The organism is Streptomyces pactum (assembly GCF_016031615.1).
GTDB lineage: Bacteria > Actinomycetota > Actinomycetes > Streptomycetales > Streptomycetaceae > Streptomyces > Streptomyces pactus.
Map to the genome: position 1 here is coordinate 3,201,866 of NZ_JACYXC010000001.1, position 18,234 is coordinate 3,220,099.

General features: G+C 73.1%; 14 protein-coding genes. 11 read left to right on the forward strand and 3 right to left on the reverse strand.

Annotation, left to right across the window (positions count from 1 at the left end; translation table 11 throughout):
- Positions 1 to 507: 507 nt before the first annotated feature.
- Positions 508 to 1,638 carry an alpha/beta fold hydrolase gene (locus IHE55_RS12630; protein ID WP_372442663.1) on the forward strand — a complete coding sequence of 377 codons (1,131 nt, stop codon included), beginning with the start codon at positions 508 to 510 and terminating at the stop codon, positions 1,636 to 1,638.
- A 344-nt stretch (positions 1,639 to 1,982) separates the two neighbouring features.
- On the opposite strand, the gene IHE55_RS12635 is transcribed toward IHE55_RS12630, so the two are convergent.
- Together IHE55_RS12635 and IHE55_RS12640 are read right to left on the reverse strand one after the other, a co-directional pair.
- On the reverse strand, positions 1,983 to 3,938 hold the full coding sequence (locus IHE55_RS12635) for an ABC transporter ATP-binding protein (RefSeq protein ID WP_269671490.1): 1,956 nt from the start codon (positions 3,936 to 3,938) through the stop codon (positions 1,983 to 1,985).
- Complete coding sequence (locus tag IHE55_RS12640; RefSeq protein WP_197989121.1) at positions 3,935 to 5,674, reverse strand: ABC transporter ATP-binding protein; 1,740 nt, start codon at positions 5,672 to 5,674, stop codon at positions 3,935 to 3,937. The genes IHE55_RS12635 and IHE55_RS12640 overlap by 4 nt, the downstream gene beginning before the upstream one ends.
- Before the next feature lie 342 nt (positions 5,675 to 6,016).
- Here IHE55_RS12640 and IHE55_RS12645 point away from each other — a divergent pair, with 342 nt between their 5' ends.
- From IHE55_RS12645 to IHE55_RS12680, 9 genes are all read left to right on the forward strand, one after another.
- A complete protein-coding gene (locus IHE55_RS12645) occupies positions 6,017 to 6,577 on the forward strand; it encodes a DUF2563 family protein (protein ID WP_307826630.1) in 561 nt (186 codons plus the stop codon).
- Positions 6,578 to 8,231: 1,654 nt separating this feature from the next.
- Positions 8,232 to 9,551: a type VII secretion-associated serine protease mycosin gene (mycP, locus tag IHE55_RS12650; protein ID WP_197989122.1), complete on the forward strand. Its 1,320-nt coding sequence runs from the start codon at positions 8,232 to 8,234 to the stop codon at positions 9,549 to 9,551.
- Positions 9,552 to 9,708: 157 nt separating this feature from the next.
- Positions 9,709 to 9,993 carry a MoaD/ThiS family protein gene (locus IHE55_RS12655; protein WP_197989123.1) on the forward strand — a complete coding sequence of 95 codons (285 nt, stop codon included), beginning with the start codon at positions 9,709 to 9,711 and terminating at the stop codon, positions 9,991 to 9,993.
- A 10-nt stretch (positions 9,994 to 10,003) separates the two neighbouring features.
- Positions 10,004 to 12,193, forward strand: a complete 2,190-nt coding sequence (locus IHE55_RS32265; protein WP_197989124.1) for a hypothetical protein — start codon at positions 10,004 to 10,006, stop codon at positions 12,191 to 12,193.
- 544 nt (positions 12,194 to 12,737) lie between these two features.
- Positions 12,738 to 13,400 carry an LmeA family phospholipid-binding protein gene (locus IHE55_RS12665; RefSeq protein ID WP_307826631.1) on the forward strand — a complete coding sequence of 221 codons (663 nt, stop codon included), beginning with the start codon at positions 12,738 to 12,740 and terminating at the stop codon, positions 13,398 to 13,400.
- Positions 13,401 to 13,935: 535 nt separating this feature from the next.
- Positions 13,936 to 14,043: a putative leader peptide gene (locus IHE55_RS33090; RefSeq protein WP_372442664.1), complete on the forward strand. Its 108-nt coding sequence runs from the start codon at positions 13,936 to 13,938 to the stop codon at positions 14,041 to 14,043.
- A gap of 171 nt (positions 14,044 to 14,214) precedes the next feature.
- The gene (locus IHE55_RS12670; RefSeq protein WP_197989125.1) at positions 14,215 to 15,054 is read left to right on the forward strand and encodes a sulfurtransferase; all 840 of its coding nucleotides are present in this window, start codon (positions 14,215 to 14,217) and stop codon (positions 15,052 to 15,054) included.
- Positions 15,055 to 15,128: 74 nt separating this feature from the next.
- Positions 15,129 to 15,416 (forward strand): DUF1416 domain-containing protein, encoded by a 288-nt coding sequence (locus IHE55_RS12675; protein ID WP_197989126.1) that lies wholly within the window; start codon positions 15,129 to 15,131, stop codon positions 15,414 to 15,416.
- Positions 15,417 to 15,823: 407 nt separating this feature from the next.
- A complete protein-coding gene (locus IHE55_RS12680; protein ID WP_197989127.1) occupies positions 15,824 to 16,087 on the forward strand; it encodes a DUF3099 domain-containing protein in 264 nt (87 codons plus the stop codon).
- A 281-nt stretch (positions 16,088 to 16,368) separates the two neighbouring features.
- On the opposite strand, the gene IHE55_RS12685 is transcribed toward IHE55_RS12680, so the two are convergent.
- Positions 16,369 to 16,731, reverse strand: coding sequence for a DsrE family protein (locus IHE55_RS12685; RefSeq protein WP_197989128.1), 363 nt, complete (start codon positions 16,729 to 16,731; stop codon positions 16,369 to 16,371).
- Positions 16,732 to 16,989: 258 nt separating this feature from the next.
- Between IHE55_RS12685 and IHE55_RS12690 the strand changes: the two genes are divergently transcribed.
- Complete coding sequence (locus IHE55_RS12690) at positions 16,990 to 17,562, forward strand: heme-binding beta-barrel domain-containing protein (RefSeq protein ID WP_197989129.1); 573 nt, start codon at positions 16,990 to 16,992, stop codon at positions 17,560 to 17,562.
- The last annotated feature ends 672 nt before the right edge of the window (positions 17,563 to 18,234 follow it).

Here is an 18,234-nt window from a genome sequence, read left to right on the forward strand (position 1 = left end):
GCGCGGCCGGACACCGGGCGGCCGGGGACGAAGCCGCGGTGCGGGGAACGGCCGTCCGGAAGAAGGCCGTGCGGGGAGCGGTCGTGCGGAGAGTGGTCGTGCGGAAGAAGGCGGTGCGGGGAGCGGCTGCGCGCGGCGTGGTCCCGCGCGGCGCGGCGGTCGCGCTCCGGTGCCGGACGGCGGTCGCGTGGCACGGGGTCCGACGCCCCGTCCCCCACGCTCTCCGGCACCTTCTGCGTCGTCGGATGACCTGGCTTGCCCATGACGTCGGTTCCTCCTCGGTCCCTGTCCGGGGGAGGGTGCGGTACTGCTTCTTCGTACGGCCGCGGCCCCGCACCCGGGAGCACGCGTGCGCTCACACGCGCGCCACACGCCTGAAAGCACAAAAGGACCCGGGGGCTGCTCTGCCCGGATCCTCCGAACAGCAGAATAGCTCACATGCCCCCCGGATCAGAGGCCGAATCTGCTCGTCGGAGTGTTCCCCACGTCACGTCCGTCGCTCGCAGAGTGACGCTGCTGGCCGACGACGGCACCCCGATCGACGCCGCGTACGAGCCCGGCCCCGCCCTGTCCGACGGCCCCGCGATCGTGGTCGCACACGGGTTCACCGGCGCCCTGGAGCGCCCCGCGCTGCGCCGGGTGGCCGGGGTGCTGGGCCGGAGCGCGGCCGTGGTGACCTTCTCCTTCCGAGGTCACGGCCGTTCCGGGGGCCGGTCCACGGTCGGCGACCGGGAGGTGCTGGACCTGGCGGCAGCGGTGCGCTGGGCCCGTGACCTGGGACACCGGAAGGTGACGACGGTCGGCTTCTCGATGGGCGGTTCGGTGGTGCTCCGGCACGCCGCACTCTGGAACCGTGCCCATCGAACGGCCGATGGAACCGTCGAAAATCAGCCACCCGGAGCGCGACCGACCACAGCGTGCGCCGGGCGCACGAATGGGCACGAAAATGCGCCCCCCGCCGCGGTGCGCCCCGGCGGCACCCCCGGCGGAACCGCGGCCGGTGGGGTCCGCACCGGGGCGGTGGACGACGGCACCTTCACCGGGGTGGCGGGTGCGGTGGCCGGCGCCGGGACCCGGGCCGGAGCAGCGGACGTACGGCCGGTCCGCGGCGGGGCGGGGGCAGGAGTCCGGACGGACAACGACCGGAGGAACGGTGACCGGACGGACGGTGACCGGACGGACGGTGACCGGAGGGACGGTGACCGGGCGGACGGCGCCCACCCCGACGCGGTGATCGCGGTGAGCGCGCCCGCCCGCTGGTACTACCGGGGCACGCCCTCCATGCGCCGACTGCACTGGGTGGTGACCCGGCCGGCCGGACGGCTGGTCTCCCGTTACGGACTGCGCACCCGGGTCGCCGCCGAGGAGTGGGCTCCGGTGCCGCTCTCCCCGGTGGCGTCGGTACCGCTCATCGCGCCCACCCCGCTGCTGATCGTCCACGGCGACCGGGATCCGTACTTCCCGCTGGACCATCCGCGGTCGCTCGCGGAGGCGGGCGACCCGGCGTCCACCGAGCTGTGGATCGAGCGCGGCATGGGCCACGCGGAGAACGCGGTCACCCCGGAGCTGCTCGCCCGGATCGAGCGGTGGGCCCTGGCCCATGTCACCGCCCCGGACCGGGACCCGGCCGGCCCCTGACCACCGGAGGCCGCCGGAGACCGCGGGAGCGCCGAGACCGCCGGAGCCCAGCCCTCCGGAGAACCCGGGTGCCTCCCGCGGGGGCGGCCGGCCCCGGTGGCCACGCCGCCCGACCACGCCGCCCCGACACCCGCCCCGACCACCCCCGCGAGGCCCTCGCCGGTGGGCCACCCGGTGACCGGCGTTCGGCCCACCGGCCGCCGGTCACCTCCCGTCGGCCCACCGGCCGCCGGTCACCGTCCGCCGGCCCCGCTCACCGGCCCACCGCCCGCCGGACACGGCCGCGGGCGCCGCGCGCCGGGCGCCCCGTCAGCCCGCCGTTCCCCGTCCGGCGCGTCCGGCGGTCACGCCTCGGCCACCGGCTGGGCGAACTGCGCGTGGTAGAGGCGCGCGTACGAGCCGTCCGCCGCCAGCAGTTCCTCGTGGGTGCCCTGCTCCACGATCCGCCCGGCCTCCATCACCAGGATCAGGTCCGCGTCGCGGATGGTGGAGAGCCGGTGCGCGATCACGAAGCTGGTCCGCCCGGAGCGCAGCGACGCCATCGCGTGCTGGATGAGCACCTCGGTACGGGTGTCCACCGAGCTGGTCGCCTCGTCCAGCACCAGGATCGCCGGTTCGGCCAGGAACGCCCGGGCGATGGTGATCAGCTGCTTCTCGCCGACGCTGACGTTGGAACCCTCCTCGTCGATCACGGTGTCGTACCCGTCCGGCAGCGTCCGCACGAACCGGTCGACGTGGGTGGCCTTCGCCGCCGCCACGATCCGGTCCATGGTGGCCGACTCCGCGCCGTACGCGATGTTCTCCGCGATGGTGCCGCCGAAGAGCCAGGTGTCCTGGAGCACCATGCCGATGCGGGACCGCAGCTCCTCGCGGGGGATGCCGGCGATGTCCTCGCCGTCCAGCGTGATCCGCCCGCCGGTCACCTCGTAGAACCGCATCAGCAGGTTGACCAGGGTGGTCTTCCCCGCGCCGGTGGGGCCCACGATGGCCACCGTCTGGCCGGGGCGCACCGACAGCGACAGGTCCTCGATCAGCGGCTGGTCCGGCACGTACCGGAACGAGACCTTCTCGAAGTCCACCCGGCCGGTCACCCGCTCCGGGCGCGGCCCGGTCCGCTCCCGGTCCGGGCTCTGCTCCTCGGCGTCGAGCAGCTCGAAGACCCGCTCGGCCGAGGCGACGCCGGACTGGAGCAGGTTCGCCATCGAGGCCATCTGGGTCAGCGGCTGGCTGAACTGCCGGGAGTACTGGATGAACGCCTGGACGTCGCCGATGGAGAGCGAGCCGCTCGCCACCCGCAGTCCGCCGACCACGGCCACCAGCACGTAGTTGAGGTTGCCGATGAACATCATGGCGGGCTGGATCATGCCGGAGATGAACTGGGCCCGGAAGCTCGACCGGTACAGCTCCTCGTTCTGCTCGCGGAAGATCTCGGCCGACTCGCGCTCGCGGCCGAAGACCTTCACCAGCGAGTGGCCGGTGTACATCTCCTCGATGTGCGCGTTGAGGGTGCCGGTGGTCTTCCACTGGGCGATGAACTGCGGCTGGGCCCGCTTGCCGATCCGCGCCGCGACGAACACCGACACCGGCACCGTCACCAGCGCGACGAGCGCCAGCAGCGGCGAGATCCAGAACATCATCGCCAGCACCCCGACGATCATCAGCAGCGAGGAGACCAGCTGGTTCAGCGTCTGCTGCATGGTCTGGCCGACGTTGTCGATGTCGTTGGTGGCGCGGGAGAGCACCTCACCGCGCGGCTGCTTGTCGAAGTACGACAGCGGCAGCCGGGCCAGCTTCTCCTCGACGTCCTGCCGCAGCCGGTACACCGCGCGCTGCACCACGGAGGTGTAGATCCGGGCCTGCACCAGGCCGAGCAGCGCCGAGCCCAGGTAGACGGCGAGCACCCACAGCAGCACGGTGCCGACCGCGTCGAAGTCGATGCCCCGGCCGGGCACCACGTCCATCGCGTCGATCATGTCGGCGACGGTGGAGTCGCCGTTCTCCCGCAGCCGCTCCACGGTCTCGGCCTTGGTCTCGTCCGCGGGCAGCCCGCGCCCGACGATCCCCTCGAAGATCCGGTCGGTGGCCTCGCCCAGCAGCTTGGGGCCGATCACCGACAGCGCGATGCTGACGGTCGCGAAGGCGAGCGCGAGCAGCACCAGCGGGCGTTCCGGTCGCAGGGTGGCGATCAGCCGCCGGGACGAGCCGCGGAAGTCCATCGACCGCTCGGTGGGCTGGCCGCCCATGAACCGGGCCGGTCCGGCGGCCGGCGCCGGTCCCCTGCGGGGTGCGGGGGTACTCATGCCGCCTCCTCCTCGGTGAGCTGGGAGAGCACGATCTCCCGGTAGGTCTCGTTCTCCGCCATGAGCTGGGCGTGGGTGCCGGTGCCGACCACCCGACCCTCGTCGAGCACGACGATGGTGTCCGCGTCGCGGATGGTGGAGACGCGCTGCGCGACGATCACGACGGTGGCGTCCTGGGTCTCGGCGGCGAGCGCGGCCCGCAGCCGGGCGTCGGTGGCGTAGTCCAGGGCCGAGAAGGAGTCGTCGAACAGGTAGATGGCGGGGCGTCGGACCAGCGCGCGGGCGATCGCCAGCCGCTGCCGCTGTCCGCCGGAGACGTTCGTGCCGCCCTGGGCGACCGGCGCGTCCAGCCCGCCCTCCATGGCGGCGACGAACTCCTTGGCCTGGGCGGTCTCCAGGGCCTGCCACAGCTCCTCGTCGGTGGCGTCGGGCCGCCCGTACCGCAGGTTGGAGGCGATCGTGCCGCTGAACAGGTACGGCTTCTGCGGCACCAGCCCGATGGTCTCGGCCAGCGCCTCGGGGGAGATCTCCCGGACGTCCACCCCGTCCACCCGTACGCTGCCGCCGGTGGCGTCGAACAGCCGCGGCACCAGCCCGAGCAGGGTGGACTTGCCGCTGCCGGTGGAGCCGATGACGGCGGTGGTGCGGCCGGGCCGGGCGGTGAGCGAGATGTCGCGCAGCACCGGTTCCTCGGCGCCCGGGTAGCGGAACTCCACCCCGGTCATCTCCAGCAGACCGCGGCGGGCGGCGGGTGCGGTGACCACCGGGTCGCGCGGCGGGACCACGCTGGTCTCGGTGTCCAGCACCTCCTGGATGCGCTCGGCGCACACCTCGGCGCGCGGCACCATCATGAACATGAAGGTGGCCATCATGATGCTCATCAGGATCTGCATCAGATAGGAGAGGAACGCGGTCAGCGCGCCGATCTCCATCTCCCCGTCGTCGATGCGGTGCCCGCCGAACCACACCACGGCGACGCCGGCGACGTTCACCACCAGCATCACGACCGGGAAGAGCAGCGCCAGCAGGTGTCCGGCGCGCATCGACACGTCCAGCAGGCCGGCGTTGGCCGTCTCGAACCGTTCCCGCTCGTGCCGGTCGCGGACGAACGCGCGGATCACCCGGATACCGGTGATCTGCTCGCGCAGCACCCGGTTCACGGTGTCGATGCGCTCCTGCACGCCCCGGAAGAGCGGCCGCAGCCGCCGCACCAGCAGCACCACGATCGTGCCCAGCACCGGCACGATGAGCAGCAGCAGCCCGGAGAGCGGGACGTCCTGGTTGAGCGCCATCACGATGCCGCCGAAGCACATGATCGGCGCGGACACCATCAGGGTGAACGTCATCAGGCACAGCATCTGCACCTGCTGGACGTCGTTGGTGGTACGGGTGATCAGCGACGGCGCGCCGAAGCGCCCCATCTCGCGCGCGGAGAAGGACTGCACCCGGGCGAAGACCTCGGCGCGCAGATCGCGGCCGAGGGCCATCGCGGTGCGGGAGCCGTAGTAGACCGCGCCGAGGGCGCAGAGGATCTGGAACAGCGTCACGGCGGTCATCAGCGCGCCGGTGCGCAGGATGTAACCGGTGTCGCCCTTGACCACGCCGTTGTCGATGATGTCGGCGTTCAGGGTGGGCAGATAGAGGATGGCGAGCGTCTGCACCAGTTGGAGCAGCACGATCAGCGCGATGGATCGGGAGTAGGGCCGCAGACGGGCACGTATGAGTCGGACCAGCACACCGGAACACTAGGCGGCGGTCGGCGGCGCGTCCGAGGTATTTTCATACTTTTCCGGGCCGGGGCGGGGCGTGGCCGGGGGCACGTGGCAGGTGGCGTGGCCGGCGGCGCGCGGCCGGAGGCGCGCCCGGCGGCGGCATGACAGGAGGCGCGCGGCCGGCGGCATGGCCGGAGGCGCAGCCGCGGTCGCCGGACCCGGCACGTCCGACGACAGGTGTGTGACACACACCACCCACACAATTCCGTTGCTCAGCGCGACGCCATGACTCTGTACTGTCATGGGCACTCGCTAGAGTGACGCCCGGAGCCCCGGGGGGGGCGTGTCGTGAAAGTGGGGGGAAGTGTGTCGGAGCATGACAAGGGAACACCGTCCGGATCATCCTGGCCGTTCGATCTGCTGAGCGGAGCACGGGCGAAGGGCGAGGCAACGCAGGACGCGGTCGGCGACCTGGCCACCGAGCTGACGTCCTTCACCAAGTTCCAGAAGCGCGTGGACCAGATCGTCCTGGACCTGAAGGGGTCGGCCGCCGGCCCCGGCAGGGTGGGCCAGGACCGCATGACGCGGCAGCAACTGGGCGGCGGTGACGGGGCGTTCGTCGAGGCGTCCGACCTTTTCAGTTCCTACGAGAAGGTGATCACGGAGCTGGAGAAGCTGTCGAAGGTGCTCTCCGACTCCATCGAGGGCATGGGCATCGCGGTGCTCGCCTCGCACAAGGGCTACGAGCAGCTCGACGCGGACGTCCGGGAGCGGATGGCCGCCATCGCCAGGAAGACCGAGGAGCACTACGGGGGCGAGTACATCCCCGTTCCCGACGACGAGCAGAGCAAGCCCGGCGGCGACGGCGGTACGGAGCAGGAGCCGAAGCAGAAGCCGTCGGGTGGCGGCGTGGAGGGCCGCATCTGATGAGCGACGGGAAGAAGTCCGGCCCCGGCGGCGGGAACAAGACGCCCTGGGAGTCGATGAGCTACGAGCAGATGCTCGCCTGGCTGGAGGCGGCGAGCCCGGCCACCGTGCGCGCCACCGCCGACCGGCTGGCCACGGCCGCCGCGGAGATCGAGAAGATCGGCGAAGAACTCAAGATCCGCCCGCAGTACGTGGCATGGAAGGGCGAGGGCGCCGACGCGTTCCGCCTCTGGGGCAACGACCTGGCCAACGCCACACTGCGCCTCGGCGACTTCGGCAAGCAGTCCGCGCGCTGGCTGGCCGAGGCCGCCGACATCATCACCGACGTGAAGGCGGCGTTCCCCCGTTACACCTCCGCCGGAGAGGCCCAGCGGAACCTCGACGCGGCCCACGCAGCACCCAACGACCCGGACGCGGACACGGTGGCCCAGAAGTCCTCAGCGGAACTGACGGCCATGAAGGCGGAGAAGGAGAAAGCGGACAAGGAACGCGCCCGCCAGGAGGCCGCCCAACAGATGCGCCGACTGGCAACGGCGTACGCGTGGTCCACCTCGCACCTGAACGAGCTGAACCGGCCCAAGTTCCCGCCGCCACCCACGGAGTTACAGCCTGCGGATCGCCATGTGGAAACCGTCAGAGTGGACACCCCTGGAGGAGCGGCGCAGGGCGGGCACCCATCCGGCTCGGCGCCCGGGACTCCCGCAGGCACTGGTGGCTTGGCACCTTCTCAACCCGCCACCGGTCCCGGGCAGCACCCTGTGCCCCCGGCACCGGCACCCGAACTTCCGGGAGCAGGGCCCGCTCCAACACCGGCGGGAACGGAGACGCCTTCTCCGAGCACTCGTCCGTTGCCCGGCACCCCTGATCCCGTGGGCGTGGAGATTGACAGCAGCGCGCCCCCGGTACCCGCGTCGCCGCCGTCCGGCGGGCCCCCGGTCGACCCGCCCGCTGGTGGTCGGCCCGATCTTGGAATGCCGCGTCCGGCCGACGGCCTCCCACCGGTGGTGGGCGGACTGCCGTCTGTGGGCCCGGGCCGCACCGGACCCGGCAACCGCTCGCCGCTCCTCCCCGGCCCAGGGCTTCCGCAGTCGGGGACGGGCCGCCTGCCGAGCAGTCCCGGTCCCGTCGTTCCCGGCGGACCGATCGGAACGGGGGATCCCGCTCGCTCCACGACCGGGAATCGGCCTCCCATGCTTCCGGGCATGGGACCCACAAGCCCCTCCCCCGGCCCGGTCCCGAGGAACCAGGGGATCATCGGCGGCCGCCCCGTGCCTACACCTCCCGCACGACCCAGTGGCCCGCCACCCGGAACAGTTATCGGAGGACAGACCTCAGGAGCACCCGCCCGAGGTCCGCTCGGTCACGCGCCCGGAATCGGCTCCGCCGGGCTGGACCCGGGTCGGCGTGGACCGTCATCCGATCGCCGTCCCACCGGCCCCGGCAGCGGCGTCGTCGGCGGGCGGCCTCAGCAGCAACGCCCCTCCGGCCACCAGACTTTCACCTCCGGCGGCTCGGGACTGGCAAGGGGATGCCCGGAGGAGCAGGAAGATCGATCCGAGCACCCCGAAAACCGGGACTCCGCACGACGGCGTTCCCCCAGGGCCGAACCTCCGGTCGCTGACTGACCTTGAGCAATGGGACCGAAGGGAAATCCATGTCCCCCGATAAGTTCCGGACCGCCCGGCTGAGAGGCGCGGCCACCGGAGTCGCGGCGCTCCTGCTGATCGGCAGCGCGGTCACTCCCGCACATGCGGAGTCCATCCGCTCTCGGCAATGGTACCTAGATGTGATGAAGGCCGAGCAGATGTGGCGGACCAGCACCGGCAAAGGTGTCACGGTCGCCGTCATCGATTCGGGCGTCAATGACCGTTTAGCTGATCTGCGAGGCCAGGTGTTGCCCGGCAAGGACGAGGCTCCGGAGTCACCTGGTGACGAACATACGGACCCCCGGGGGCATGGGACGAGTATGGCCCTGCTGATTGCCGGGACCGGCAAGGCGAATGGCGGTAACGGCACGTTGGGGCTGGCCCCCGGGGCGAAGATTCTTCCCATTCGTTTGCAGGATCGCGGGCTTGACGCCTTCCGGTACTCCGAGGAGTTCAACGACACTCTCAGCAAGGCCATCCGCTACGCCACCGACTCGGGCGCCCGAGTCATCAACATCTCGCTGGCACAAATCAAAGGGTCTGAGCAGCTCACATCCGCCGTGAGGTACGCCGTGGACAACGGTGCCCTGATTTTCGCCGGTGTCGGGAACGACGGCAATTCCCGACTGATGTACCCCGCGGCGACACCTGGAGTGGTCGGGGTCGCAGCGGTAGGAAAGGATCTGCACCGAACCAAGGAATCCAACTGGGGGCCCCAGGTGGACCTTTCCGCGCCCGGTGAAGAGATGATCCATACCTGCTCCAACGGCGTAGACGTGTGTGACACGAGCGGCACCAGCGACGCCACCGCCCTCGCTTCCGCGAGCGCCGCGCTGATCTGGGCCAAGCACCCGGAGTGGACCAACAACCAGGTGCTGCGGGTCATGCTGAACACCATCGGCGGTCCGACCAATGGCGCCAAGCGCACCGACGCCATCGGCTACGGCATCGTCCGACCCCGCATCGCGCTGAAGGACCCCGGCGACCCAGGACCCGCCGACGTATACCCGCTGCCCGACCTCAAAGAAGCCGAGGCGCCGTCGGCCAAGCCCTCCGCCGAGCCGTCCCCGTCGCCATCACGGTCCTCGGCGGTAGGCGAAGCGGCCCCGGCACCCGCCGGCACCGCCTCGGGTGACGGTGACGGCGGGACCGGCAGCGGAGTCTGGATCGCCGCCGGCGTCGGCGGCGCGCTGCTGGCCGCCGCGGTACCCGTCGGCCTGGCCGTACGCAGACGACGCGCCGCCACCGCGTCCCCCGTCCCGGGCGCGGCCGCCAGCCCCGGTCCGGGTACGTGGCCGCGCGATGACGGCACCGCGTGGCGCCCCTGAGACGCGCCGGCTCCCGCGCCCTGCCCGGGTACCGATCGGCCCGCCGCCGGTCACCCGGGCGGGGCCCGGCAGGGTGGCCGATGGGCTTTCCGCCGCTTGTCGCACGTCATCATGGAGGCGGTAACCGCCGCGGCGGACGACAAGGAAAGGGGTCGCGATGGTGACAAGCGACACGACGGATCTGCCCGGCGGCACCATCCGGTACTGGGCCGCCGCCAAGGCCGCGGCGGGCACGGCGGAGGAGCCGTACACGGCCGCCACCCTCGCCGACGCGCTGGCGGCCGCCCGGCAGCGGCACGCCGGGCGCCCGGAGTTCTCCCGGGTGCTGCTGCGGTGTTCCTTCCTCGTGGACGGCGAGCAGGTCGGTGGCCGGGACCACGCGACGGTCGCCCTGGCCGAGGGCGGCACCATCGAAGTGCTGCCGCCGTTCGCAGGAGGGTGAGCCCGCAGCCATGAGCAACCAGTCCCAGACCCCCGACCCGGACCCGGGCCAGTACCCACCGCACCACCCCTACGGGCAGCAGCCGGAGCCGGAGGCCGGTCCGCCGGCAACCGGCCCGTATCCGGGGCACCCGGCGCAGGCGCCGGGCGGGGACCAGGGGTACGGCCCGGCCGGCTACCCACCGGGAAGCCCGCCCAACCCGTACCAACAGCAGCCGACCGCACCACAGCAGCCCGGGTACGACCAGCAGGGGCACGCCCCGCAGTACGACCCGCAGGGGCAGTACGGACAGCAGGGGCAGTACGGGCAGCAGGCGCCGTACGGACAGGCCCAGTACGGCCAGGGGGATGCCGGATACCACCCCTACGCACCGCACGCGGGACAGTCGGGGTACCCGGAGGCCGTGCAGGCACCGCACCCCTCGCAGGCCGCCGCGCAGCAGTGGCAGACCGGGCCGGCCGCCCAGCCGGGCCAGGGGTACGCACGGCAGAATCCGCCGTACGCGCAACAGGACCAGGGGCACCCGCAGCCGCAGGGGACGCACCAGGGGCAGCAGGGATACCAGCAGCACCAGCCGCAGGAGTACCAGCAGCCCCAGGCACAGCCGGGTCACCCCGACACCCCTCAGTACCAGGGGCAGCCGCAGCACCAAGCCCAGCAGGGGTACCAAGTTCAGCAGGCTCATCAGGACCCACAGGCCTACCGGGACCCGCAGGGTTACCAAGCTCAGCAGGCGTACCAGGGCCACCAGGGGTATCAGCCCGCACAGGCGGCGTACCAGGACCCGCAGGCGTACCAAGCTTCGCAGGCGTACCAGGCCGCGCAGGCCTACCAGCAGCCACACCCCCCAGGACAGCAGCCACACCCCCCAGGACAGCAGCCACACCCCCAGGGGCACCAGCCGCACCCGCAAGGGCAGCAGCCGGACGCCTGGGCCGCGCATCAGCAGTCCCCGCAGCATCAGCAGTCCCCGCAGCAGCACCAGAACCACGATCAGCACCAGCCCTACCGGTCGGTGCCCGGGGCGGCCGCCGGCGGGGGCGCCGCCACGCCGTTCCCGCCGCAGGCCACCGGGCACTCCGCACCGGTTCCGGGCGCCGCCTCCGGTCCCGGGGGCACCCCGGCGGCCGGGCCGGTGACGGGTGACGGGTGGGCACCCGCCGGGGCTCCGGCCGGGTCGGCACCGGCCGCGGGACAGGCGACCACCGTCCTCCGCGTCCCCGGCGCGGGTCCGGCCGCGCCGGGGACGCCCGCCGGGCCGGGAACGCCCGGCCCACGGGCCACGGCCCCGGACCCCGGGCGGCGCCCCGGCGCCGAAGCCCCAGCCGGCGCGGAGGGCACCCCGAAGGCCCGCGCGGAAGACACCGCGGGGGCCGGGGCGGAAGGCGGCCCGGAGGCCGGAACGGCTCCGGCCGCCGCCCCCGCGAAACCGCTCACCGCGGCGCAGCGGGCCCGGGCCGAGGGGCGGTCGCCGATCATCGACCCGGGGATGACGCCCGCCCTGCTGACCGCGGCGCTCTCCGGTCTGCTGGCGGCGAGCGCGACACTGCCCCGTCCGGCCACCGCGGCCGCGCTGGTGCTGCTCCAGGCGCTCACGGCGGCCGGCTGGTTCCGGCTCAACGGCATGTGGCCGGCCCGGCAGGGCATCGTGCTGGCCTTCGCGGGCGGGCTCGCCGCCGACGCCGGGCTGCTCGCCACCGAGGAGCAGCACGCCCCGACGGTGATCATCGGCACCATCGGCGTCTGGCTGCTCCTCGTCATCATCCTCCAGCTGCGCAACCGCAGCTCGGCCGACGAGCGGATGTACAGCCTCACCGCCACCACGGTCTCGGCCGCCCTCACGGTGGTCGCGGCCGGTCACCTCGCCGCCGTGGCGGAGTCCTCGGACGCGGTGGTGATCGGTGCGGCGGCGGTCGCGATCGCCGCGATCGCCCGGGCGGTGCCGCTGCCGACCGCGGTCTCGATGGTGCTCGCGCTGCTCGCCGCGGCGGGCGCCGGCCTCGGCGCCGGGCATCTGACGGACACCGGCACCACGCACGCGGCGGGGCTCGGCCTGGCGGCCGGCGCGTGCGCGCTGATCGGCCTCCGGGTGGCGAGCTACGACTACCCCTCGCGCTTCGTCCACATGACCGCCGGGGTGGCGCTGCCGCTCACCGCCGCCGCGCCCGCGGTGTACCTGATCGGGCAGGCCATCGGCTGAACCGGTCCGCCGTCCGTCCCCCGCCGCCCCGCCGGCCGCCCGCGCCTCCCGGCCGGGCGGCCGGCGGGGCGGATCCTTTCCGCCGCGCGCCGCGTCTCTCCGGTTAGGCTCGCTAGCCGCGGGCAGGCGCCCGAGCCCGACGACACAGGGGGACGAGCATGACTGACGCAGCGCACAGCACCGGCGGGGGGAGCACGGCCGGCGGCGGGAACCCGGCACCTCCGCCGGTTCCGCCGCACCCGGCAGGCGCCGCGGGGCCTGGGGGCGGGCCGGGCACCGGGCATCCGGAGTCACGCCTCCGGCGGGCGCCGCGCACCCCGCGGACCGGGCGGGATCCGGCGCCGGCCCGGTGCCGACGCCCCCGGCCGGGGCTCCCGCGCCGTACGGGCAGCCCTCGCCGTACGATTCGGCCGGGCCCGCCGGTCACGAGGCGCCGGGCGCCGGCGGCCCGCACCCCCCGCACGGCCCCCACGGCGGCGACGGCGACTTCGACCCGCCGCGGCCGAAGCGGAAACGGCGCGGGCGCGGACTGCTCATCACCCTGGTGGTGCTGATCGGCCTCTTCGTCGCCGCCGACCGGCTGGCGGTGAACTGGCTGGAGAACAAGGCCGCCGACGAGATCAAGTCCCGTGAGGGGCTCGCCATCGACCCCGAGGTCTCGATCAAGGGCTTCCCCTTCCTCACCCAGGTGCTCGACAAGGAACTGGAGGAGATCGAGATCAACCTGGACGGGCTGGTGACCGACGCCGGCCAGGGCCGCCCGGTCCGGGTCACCGAGCTCCGCGCCGTACTGCACCAGGTGAAGATCTCCGGCGATCTCTCGGGCGCCACCGCGGAGCGCGCCTCCGGCCGGGCGCACATCAGCTACGAGGACCTGTCGGCCGCCGCCGGCCCCGGCATCAAGGTCAGCCAGGCCCCGAAGAACGCCGAGGGCAAGAGCCAGGTGAAGATCACCGGCAACTTCATGGGGCTGAGCATGAGTGCCAACGGCACGGTGTCGCTGGTGGACGGCAACACCATCCGGGTGCGCGTCAACAGCATCCCGCCGGCCATCCCGGGCCGGCTGGAGCAGGAGGTCCGCAGCCGGACCGACTTCGACCGGACGGTGGACGGCATGCCCTCCGGGCTGCGGCTGGAGGGTGTCGAGACCACCCCGGAGGGGCTGGACATCTCGGTGGGCGGCAGCCAGGTGGACCTGGCGAACTGACCGGCGGCGCCCTACGGCGCGGCCGGTGCCGGCCCGTACGGGGTCCGTACGGGCCCAGGGCCCCGAGCGATCGCCGGGCCCCTGGGCACCCGGGCCTGTGGGACACCCTGGGCCGGACACCCGGCCGGACGCGCCACCCCCGTCGGCCGCCGTCCCGTACCGCGCCGCCCCGCCGTTCCCCACCCCGTCGCCCGGGCCGCGCCACCTCACCACCCCGTCGGCCCGCCGCCGCCGGCCCGGACACCACCTCAGCGGCCCACCACCTCACCGGTCCGCCGACCCGCCGGGCCGGCCCCACAACGCACCGGAACGCCGGAAACGCCCCGGAACGCCGCCGAGCGGCGGATACCGGCGCCCCCGTTCCACAAGCTGAGACAAGCGTGTCCGTAACCGCGGCCCAGGTCGGCCGTCCGTCCCGGTGGGGGACCTCCGGGGCAGCTCCGCACCCGACCTTTATCCCACATGGCGAGCGTTCCCGTCTCACCATGCGACATGCCGGTGACACGCCCGCCCGACCGTCCCTACGATCGGACGCATGCAGAGCTGGATCAGCGGTCTCCGTCACCGGGGACAGGCGGAACTCACGAAGCGGCGGGCAGTCGATCTGTGCCGCGTCGCCGCCATGCTCTGTCCCACCGTCTGACCCGGCTGGGCCCCGCCCGCAGCACCGCCCGCCCAGGGCTTCCCACCGCCATCCGTGGGAGTACCTCCAGCCCCAGCCGGACAGCCGTGCACGACCGCACGCGCCGCGTCGCACCACCGCGCGCCCCCCTGTACCGCCCCGCACCGCCGTAACTGCCCCGGAGGAGAGAACATGAGCCGCAGTGACGTTCTGGTCGATGCCGACTGGCTGCAGGCCCGGATCGACGACCCGAAGACCGTCATTGTCGAGGTGGACGAGGACACCTCCGCCTACGAGAAGAACCACATCAAGAACGCGATCCGGATCGACTGGAAGCAGGACCTCCAGGACCCGGTGCGCCGCGACTTCGTGGACCAGGCCGGTTTCGAGAAGCTGCTCTCGGAGAAGGGCATCGCCAACGACGACACGGTCGTCCTCTACGGCGGCAACAACAACTGGTTCGCGGCCTACGCCTACTGGTACTTCAAGCTCTACGGCCACCAGGACGTCAAGCTCCTCGACGGCGGCCGGAAGAAGTGGGAGCTGGACTCCCGCGACCTGGTCACCGAGGTGCCGGTCCGTCCCGCCACCGAGTACAAGGCCAAGCCGCAGGACACCTCGATCCGCGCCTTCCGGGACGACGTGGTGGCCGCGATCGGTTCGCTGAACCTGGTGGACGTGCGCTCCCCCGACGAGTTCTCCGGCAAGCTGCTCGCCCCCGCCCACCTGCCGCAGGAGCAGTCGCAGCGCCCCGGCCACGTCCCGAGCGCCCGCAACATCCCGTGGTCGAAGTCGGCCAACGACGACGGCACCTTCAAGTCCGACGAGGAGCTGAAGGCCCTCTACGAGGGTGAGGGCGTCGACCTGTCCAAGGACACCATCGCCTACTGCCGCATCGGCGAGCGGTCCGCCCACACCTGGTTCGTGCTCCACGAGCTGCTCGGCCAGACCAACGTCAAGAACTACGACGGTTCCTGGACCGAGTACGGCTCCCTGGTCGGCGTGCCGATCGAGCTGGGCTCCGGCAGCTGACGACACGAGCGGTCCGACGGCCACCGGCGGACCCCGATCCGACCACGACAGCCACAGCGACAGAAGGACAGAACATGTGTGGAGCACAGGCCGGCGGCCCGGACGCCGCGACGATCAAGCCGGGTGAGACCACGATCCAGGGTTCGGTGACCCGCGACGGCCAGCCCGTCACCGGTTACGTGCGCCTGCTGGACAGCACCGGCGAGTTCACCGCGGAGGTCCCCACGTCCGCCACCGGGCAGTTCCGCTTCTACGCCGCCGAGGGCACCTGGACCGTCCGCGCCCTGGTTCCGGGCGCGACCGCGGACCGCACCGTCGTCGCCCAGAAGGGCGGACTGGCGGAGGTCGCCATCGCCGTCTGAGACCGTGCGCACCGGTCTCTGCCTCTCCCCGGCCCGCCCGGGCACCGTCCCGCGGGGCCGGGGAGAGGACGCACGAGGGCCGCACCCCGGGGTTGGACGCCTCGGCGGGGTGCGGCCCTCGCCGTATCCGACCGGCGCGGGACACGGGCACGGGACACGCGGGCACGCGGGCGCGGGGCACGCCGGTGTACGGAGCGTGCGGGGGCGCACGGCGCCGGGGTACGCGCTGCACGCGCCGACCGGAGCGTTTCGTACGCCGGTCGGCAGCGGCTTGTGCGCCCGGCGCGCGCCGGGCGCACGGACGGCTCACGCCCGCCCGCCCCGGGGCGGCAGCGGGCTCCCGGCTCCCGGTCACTAACCGGGTCCCCACCGGCGACGGGCGGGGATTCCGGTCGTACGCTGAAGATATGTACGCGCGACGGCGTCAGAGGTACTTCCTGCTGATGGGCGTGTGCCTGGCGCTCTTCATCACGGCCTGGGCGGTGGTGCGCCTGTGGTCGGTGGCGGCTGCCGTCGGGATGTGCGTCGTCGCCATGGTCATCCCCCCGTTCGCCGCCATCGTCGCGAACCGGCGCGGGCCGGACGACCGGTGGTGGGACGAGACCGGGGACCCCGAGTCCGACGCGTGGTGGCGCGAGCTGGACCGGCGCGACCGCCACGGCCGGCTCTGACCCCGCCGCCCGGCCCACCGCCGACCCCGGCCGCCCCGGCCCGGCACGCGCCGCGGCCCGCACGGCCCGAGCTCAACGCCGCGACTCGGGCACGGCGCACCCGCCGGCCCACGCCGCACGACCCGAGCGCCACGGCGCACCGCCCCGGGTCCGCTGCCGGACCCGGCTGCGCTTCGCACGGCCCCGGCGCGGCAGAGGCCGGTCGCGGCCCCGCGTGGCCCCTCGGCGCAGGGCCGGCCACGCACGGGCGGCCGGGGCCGTACCGCCGGTGGCCAGGACAGCTAGTAGACGAGCGCCTGGACGCCGTCCGCCATGATCTCGCTGACGAAGACCTGCGCGCCGGCGATCCGCGCGCCCTCGATGAGGTCCTTCTCCTCGATCCCGCGGCGCGCCGCGCACTGGGTGCACACCGTGATGGTGCCCCCGGCCCGGATGCCCTCGATCAGGTCCGGCAGCGGCGCCGCGTGCGGCAGCTCGAACTCCTCCGCGCGCCCCGGCAGCGCGAACCAGCTCGACTCACCGGTGAGCCACAGCGAGACCTCCACCCCGCTGGCCGCGGCCACCGCCGCCACCGTGAACGCCTGGGAGCACCGCTCGGGCGCCTCGGCGCCCGCCGTCACCTTGATCACCAGCTTCTTGGCCATGTCCGCACTGTAGTGCGCGGTGCCCGCCCCGCCTGCCGCGCACCTCACAGCACCGGCGCGCCGGCCGGCGACTAGACTTGGCCACCGTCCGTCCACCCTCATCCCGTCCGAGGAGCGCGCTCGTGCTTGAGGCAGTCTTCACCACCCTGCTGGTTCTGGTCGCCGTCGCCATCGTCGCCTTCGCCGGTCTGACCTGGAAGAAGCTGTACCAGGGCCAGCGCTGACTCCCCACTCCGTCTCTACAGATCGCCTGATTCCATGATCGAGATCCCGTCCGACCTCCACCCGGACCTTGTGCCCCTCGCCTTCCTCCTCGGGAACTGGACGGGCGCGGGCGTCGCCGACTTCCCCGGTGCGGAGAAGTGCAACTTCGGGCAGGAAGTGACCTTCAGCCACGACGGCCGGGACTTCCTGGAGTACGTCTCCCACACCTGGGTGCTCGACGCGGAGGGCCGGAAGGTCCGTCCGCTGGAGACCGAGTCCGGCTACTGGCGCGTGGACAAGGAGCGCAAGGTCGAGATCGTCATGATCCGCGACCAGGGCGTGGTCGAGGTGTGGTACGGCGAGCTGGCCGAGGGCAAGCCGCAGATCGACCTGGTGACCGACGCGGTGGCGCGCACCGCCGCGTCCGGTCCGTACTCCGGCGGCAAGCGCCTGTACGGCTACGTCAAGGGTGACCTGATGTGGGTGGGTGAGAAGGCCACCCCCGAGGTGCCGCTGCGCCCCTACATGTCCGCGCACCTGAAGAAGACCGTCACCCCGGAGGAGGTCGCGGCCTGGGCCAAGGACCTGGGTGACCTCCCGGACGACGGCATCGCGTTCTTCCGCTGATCCGCTTCGGATGGTGAACTGATCCCGTCGGCAGGCCCCGCACCGGGGCCCGCCGGCCGGGAAGACGTCCCGAATGCCGGGGCCCGTTCCCGCCCGGACGACCGTCGGTCGCAGGGCCCCCTACGGGCCCTGCGGCCCGTAGGACCCGTAAGACCCGTAGGACCCGCACGGCTCCCCGTAGGGGCTGGGCGGCCCGAGCCACCTCCGTACGACCCGTACCACCGGTACCACCACGTACGACCCGCCCCGCGGGGGAAGTCCGGTCCGAATCCGGCGCTGACCCGCAACTGTGGGCGTCCCCACCGGGGACGCGAGCCAGATCACCCGCGGCGGCGGCCAGCTCCTGACAACTCGCCGTGGACTGCGAGGGGACCTGCCCGACGGCCGCTGCCACCACACAGCGCGCTCCGGCCGCCCTCATTCGTAGGTACGAAGCGGCCCGAGGCGAAGGTGATCCGCCCGTGGCAGCCACCATCAGGCCGGCATCCGGCCCCCCGGCCGGTGACAGCACCCCGGCCGGCGACGATCCGCCGACCGGCGGCACTCCGCCCACCGGCGGCAGCCCCCCGCCCGGCGGTACTCCACCGCCGAGCGACCACCTCCCGGCCGGTCCCGGACCGGCCGATGATCTCCCCGCCGGCCCGGGACCGGCCGACCGCACCCCGCCCGTCG